The organism is Silvimonas sp. JCM 19000, assembly GCF_054652575.1.
Genome location: NZ_BAAIHC010000052.1, coordinates 1 through 4,578 on the forward strand (window position 1 = coordinate 1; position 4,578 = coordinate 4,578).

Annotated in this window: 6 protein-coding genes and 1 pseudogene; all 7 read left to right on the forward strand. The window is 49.6% G+C overall.

Annotated features, from left to right (window positions below; genetic code table 11):
- A pseudogene (locus tag ACYQ1A_RS21665) lies at positions 1-529 on the forward strand (hypothetical protein); the annotation flags it as partial.
- A gap of 2 nt (positions 530-531) precedes the next feature.
- Entirely contained in the window at positions 532-855 is a 324-nt protein-coding gene (locus ACYQ1A_RS21670) for a hypothetical protein (RefSeq protein WP_499365802.1), read from the forward strand.
- 413 nt (positions 856-1,268) lie between these two features.
- On the forward strand, positions 1,269-1,784 hold the full coding sequence (locus ACYQ1A_RS21675) for a hypothetical protein (RefSeq protein WP_499365803.1): 516 nt from the start codon (positions 1,269-1,271) through the stop codon (positions 1,782-1,784).
- A gap of 115 nt (positions 1,785-1,899) precedes the next feature.
- Positions 1,900-2,223, forward strand: coding sequence for a DUF5076 domain-containing protein (locus ACYQ1A_RS21680; protein ID WP_499365804.1), 324 nt, complete (start codon positions 1,900-1,902; stop codon positions 2,221-2,223).
- Positions 2,224-2,657: 434 nt separating this feature from the next.
- Positions 2,658-3,137 carry a hypothetical protein gene (locus ACYQ1A_RS21685; protein ID WP_499365805.1) on the forward strand — a complete coding sequence of 160 codons (480 nt, stop codon included), beginning with the start codon at positions 2,658-2,660 and terminating at the stop codon, positions 3,135-3,137.
- 180 nt (positions 3,138-3,317) lie between these two features.
- Entirely contained in the window at positions 3,318-3,566 is a 249-nt protein-coding gene (locus tag ACYQ1A_RS21690) for an RHS repeat domain-containing protein (RefSeq protein WP_499365806.1), read from the forward strand.
- A gap of 285 nt (positions 3,567-3,851) precedes the next feature.
- On the forward strand, positions 3,852-4,454 hold the full coding sequence (locus ACYQ1A_RS21695; protein ID WP_499365807.1) for a hypothetical protein: 603 nt from the start codon (positions 3,852-3,854) through the stop codon (positions 4,452-4,454).
- Positions 4,455-4,578: the final 124 nt, after the last annotated feature.

Below are 4,578 nucleotides of genomic sequence, written 5' to 3' on the forward strand. Positions count from 1 at the left end.
AGACCCTGCCCGTGCGGCTGATTTCACCTTGAATGAGGGAAAACTGGATTTAAGTCTCGTAAATGCGGGCAGACCCTTTTACGGCGCACAGAACCCTTTAAAGGCACTAGTTTATCAGCCACTGATTTACGTCGATCAATGTTTTTTTATTGCGAATTACCGTGACGGGTGGAATAGCATGGTCTATCAACTGTCCAAGAGATTCGACCTGCATTGCATAAGTATTTCCACCAGTCCTAATGATGTCGAATATCCGAAGAACTCGATCCGCGTCTACCAAAGCGGAGTAACCAGACGTTTAGTTCGAGCTTTCAAAGATGGCGACCGGTGGGATTTTTTCGAGAAGGGCGATCCCATGCCGTTCGAGCAGGTGGAGAACTATAAGAAAAGGCGAATTCGGGATCGATTGGATCGTGAGAAGCTGCTAATGAGCGTGGAAAGGGCAGGGCTGGATTTGAAAAACCCCGGCGCGTGGGTCACGAATCAAGACGCGTTATATATCAATGAATGCAGGACCGTTGGAGGCTGACCGTGAAAATCGAGATCAGTTTAACCAGTGATGAATATTTCCTTTTGGCGGGAGCTGCGCTTCACCTGAGTGGCAACAAGCCAGCGTTCTGTCTTCAACCCTCGGCGCTCGTTGTTGAAGAAGACTTTATCGATAATATTCGCGATTATTTGATGGACAGCTTGCCTGTATGGGGTTTTGACGGTAATTACCAGCTTAATGATATGGGGCGCACCATGGAGCATCTGATAGATAAATTGTTTGTAGACTTATCAGTTTATCTTCGGAAGGCTACGCTTTATATAGAGGATTTAAAAATAATAACCAAACGCCAAGTGATCGGGTGAAAAATAGATGGTGGCCCCAGTGTCGAATGAAAATCAAGCAGCTGGAATGAGTGAACTCTATCAGGAAATCAGGATATGGCGGAATTTGAATGCAACTTCCGCCACACGCTACATGTGCTTTAAAAATCTGGCAACAGACCAGTATTGTGTTCAAAGCGCAGATTTTTTCCAATTGCCTTTGGATCCGCGAATTGAGGATCAGTTTGAACGACAGCAAGTGGAGCTATTTATCGAAACGCCTCCGTTGTCCCGGTGCGAATGGTTCACCTCATTGAGCGCCGCGATAGCTCGGCACGATGCGGATTTCCAATAAAAATCTGGATATATGGAACCGCTTTTAATTTGTAGATATCTTTACTACGCAAACCGGCTTGCGCGTTTATCAAGTCGGTACCCGGCATGCCGAAGCCGTCATGGAATTATGCGATAGCGAAACCCACGTATTCGGCGGGGCTTTTGGAGGCAAAGCAAGAGGAGGGCTAACTGGAATGCAGAATGGAATGCAGGACGATGATCAAACTGGTGGCGGTTTTTTTTCTGAATTTCTGGCCCCGGATAATCAACTTGCTTTGGTTATAGAAGATGACGGACGCGTTGCCTACGCATACTTGGTGGATGCAGTTTCACAGAAAATCTGTGGAGATGTGTGGCTCTATAATCGGCTGCCCGCGCCAATTCAGCCAGAGTGGAAGCTCGGAAACAATGCTCCATTTCTAAATCCTGCAGAATACGTTAAATCTTTCGACGGATTTTTTCCCCCAGCAAGCGCGGATGGTTTTCTTGTGAAATGGCAAACGGCAGCCGCCAATATTGAGGCGCATATTTTCTTCGAGGGCCTTTTGCTGGCGATTCTGGAGCCTGGCGCTAAGCCCGGCCGCTCCGCTTTTGCAAAATGCAACGGCCCCTTGGCCAGAATTCTGGAGGGGTGATGAAATTCCCTGTAGGGCTCTCTGGAGCCCTTTATGGCGCTGCCGCCACCCCATCAGGTATCAAGGCGTTAAGAGCAGCGCTAAGCCCAGCTGCTAGCTAAACAGGAACTGCATTATGAGTAAAGCAAACGAGAGGCCGATACCGCCGGCAGCGGTGAGGGATGGAGATTCCGTGGAAATGCTTCGTCTATGGATCGCTGAGGAGGGATTACATTGTTCAATAAAAATCGGGATGTATACCGAAAATGGTGATGTAGTCGAGGCAAACGCGTGGGGAGTAATTCTTGCTGACGCTGCTCGCCATATCGCTTCCGCTTTGCACAAAGGGTATGCGTTGAATGAGAGCGCTACGCTGGATCAGATATGCGGTGCTTTTCTAGATCATCTGGTAGAAGAGCAGCCACACATGCAGGGTGGCTTTTTGAACGAGTCCGAATAACTAATACCCAGGTTGGAGCTTGCATTTAAATAAGTGCCTTTTTACGTGGCGGCCCGGTTTAAATCGAGATTACATTTTTTCCAAAGGCAGATATCGATTCCGGCAAGAAGGTGACTTTTGTCGGACAAAAGGTGATAGATGCCGATCTTCCGGTTAACAAACCTGTGAAAGTCGACGGGTATAAAGTAATTAGACAGAATGAAGCGAAGCCGGTGGCTAAAGCGGCTGGCGATGCCGGAAATTAATGAGGATGCTGATAGACATCCATCCGACCTCGATAAAGTCGAGAAACCTGACCATAGAGGTGGTACAGATGTATTTGAATCACCTGAGGGCCGGGGTGCGCGTTTTGATCGCGATGGTGCTTTCCAGACGTTTCTCGAGCCCGCGCGTAAGTGATAAATTTGAAAATGGAGCACAATTCAGGAGGCAGCATGCTCGCTGAACAGATAAAGCTTGCGTTTAGTAAGGGGGGCGGTGCCGCGATAGATTTGAATTTTATCCCCGAACTATCCGCAAATCGGGTTTGCTCAATCATTGAGGTATTGCGCCAGAAATTAACACTGGTGAAGGCAGAAGATAGTGACGGGTGCGTTGTAACTGACATTACTGCTTGCCTGGATAGGCCCCGAGGCACGGTCTTTACTACCTGGACGCATGGAGCAGTGATTGAACAGCTGCAATTTTACGTGAGTTGGAAGGACCCTCAGAAAATCTTCGCCGAGATTACATTTTTTCCAGAGGACATTGATTGGAATAAATACTCAGCTGATGATTTTCTGGAATTTGTGGCCGAGATTGTTGCCGCATCTGGTGAGCCAGATTTTTACCTTCGATATGAAAATGCAAATTGGCGCTATGGAGATATAGGACCTGAATCCTGGGTCATTTTGTCGCATAAAAGTGTCCGCTAGACCGAGCGCCGGTGCAGCACGTCATAGCGCACCCCCTCCGGCGTCGGCACCGATTCATACAGACAAGGCGCGTCCGCCCGCCAGCAATCGGCTCGACCGGTTCCGTCATGCATGTTGCCTTGTGCAGCAGCGTCACAGCGCATTAAACGGATGGTCTTCGGTCGGGGCCCCGGCGGGTAATTGGGCGCGCAGATGCTGTATCACAACGATGTGGTAGGCAGCCCGCTCGCAGCAACAGACGGCGCGGGTCATATCGCCTGGAACACCTACTATCGCCCATATGGCGAGCGGATGTTGGGCGCTAGTTCTACCAATAAGCAGTGGTTTGGCGGCAAGAGTTATGAGGATGCGAGCGGGCTAAGCTACTTTGGCGCGCGTTGGTATGACCCTGTGATTGGCCGGTTTATGGCGATGGATCCGGTTGATTGAAATGAAGCTAATCCTGTCCATATTTTTAATTATTTTGAATACGCGCTTGATAATCCCATTAGGTTTACCGACCCGGACGGACGGTGCCCGGTTTGTGAAGCAGTCGGCATAATCGCAGATATCGATTCCGGCAAGGAGGTGACTTTTGTCGGAAAAAAGGCAATAGACGCCGGTCTTCCGGTTAACAAACCTGTGAAAGTCGACGGGTATAAAGTAATTAGACAGAATGAAGCGAAGCCGGTGGCTAAAGCGGCTGGCGATGCCGCAAATTAATGAGGAGTGCTAATGGACATCCGTCCGACCGGCAAAGAAGTTGAGACTGCATGTCTGCAGGCGTTAAACAAGATTGGAATGCCAAAAAAATATGGCTTTGCGCGAACATGCCTAAATCCCGATTTCGACTGTGCTATCGGTTTGAATCAGGGGGTATACCAAGATTATGTGCGTGTTAACCCTAACTTGTTTATTTACTGGAAGGCGCTAGAGGCGTTGATGGTGCAGTTTTACGGGGAGAGCTCGCGTACGCTGGGGCCATCTTATTCGGATGCTCTCGGGGTGAGCTGTCCTGAAATTCCTCAATTCATATTTTCCGTGCGGGAAGATCTTGTCATTGAGTCTGCACGTCTGGCTCAAGCCGTTCAGGAATTTGGGATCCCATACATAAGCGCGTTTGCGTCTCCTGACAAATTGATGCCCCAGATACTGAAAAGTGTTCCGCGCAAGGGAGGCATGCAGCATCGGTACCCATTAGGGTTGTATCTCTCGAAGGGAAGAGCCACAGCATTGGAGTATTGCGAGCAGCAATGTCAAGAATTCAAAGCGCGTAATGCCGTCGTGGATGCCGAAGCAATGATGCGTTTGATATCTTTTCTTCATCAGCAGCCGTGAGTGCGGCGCCGACGGCTAACCCGCAAATCGGCTCGGATGGCGCAGCCCAGGTTATCCCTCACAAGACTCGACCAATCGGGCCGCAGAGGCGCCAGCGATTGCGCCGCTGCCCTCACCACCGCCT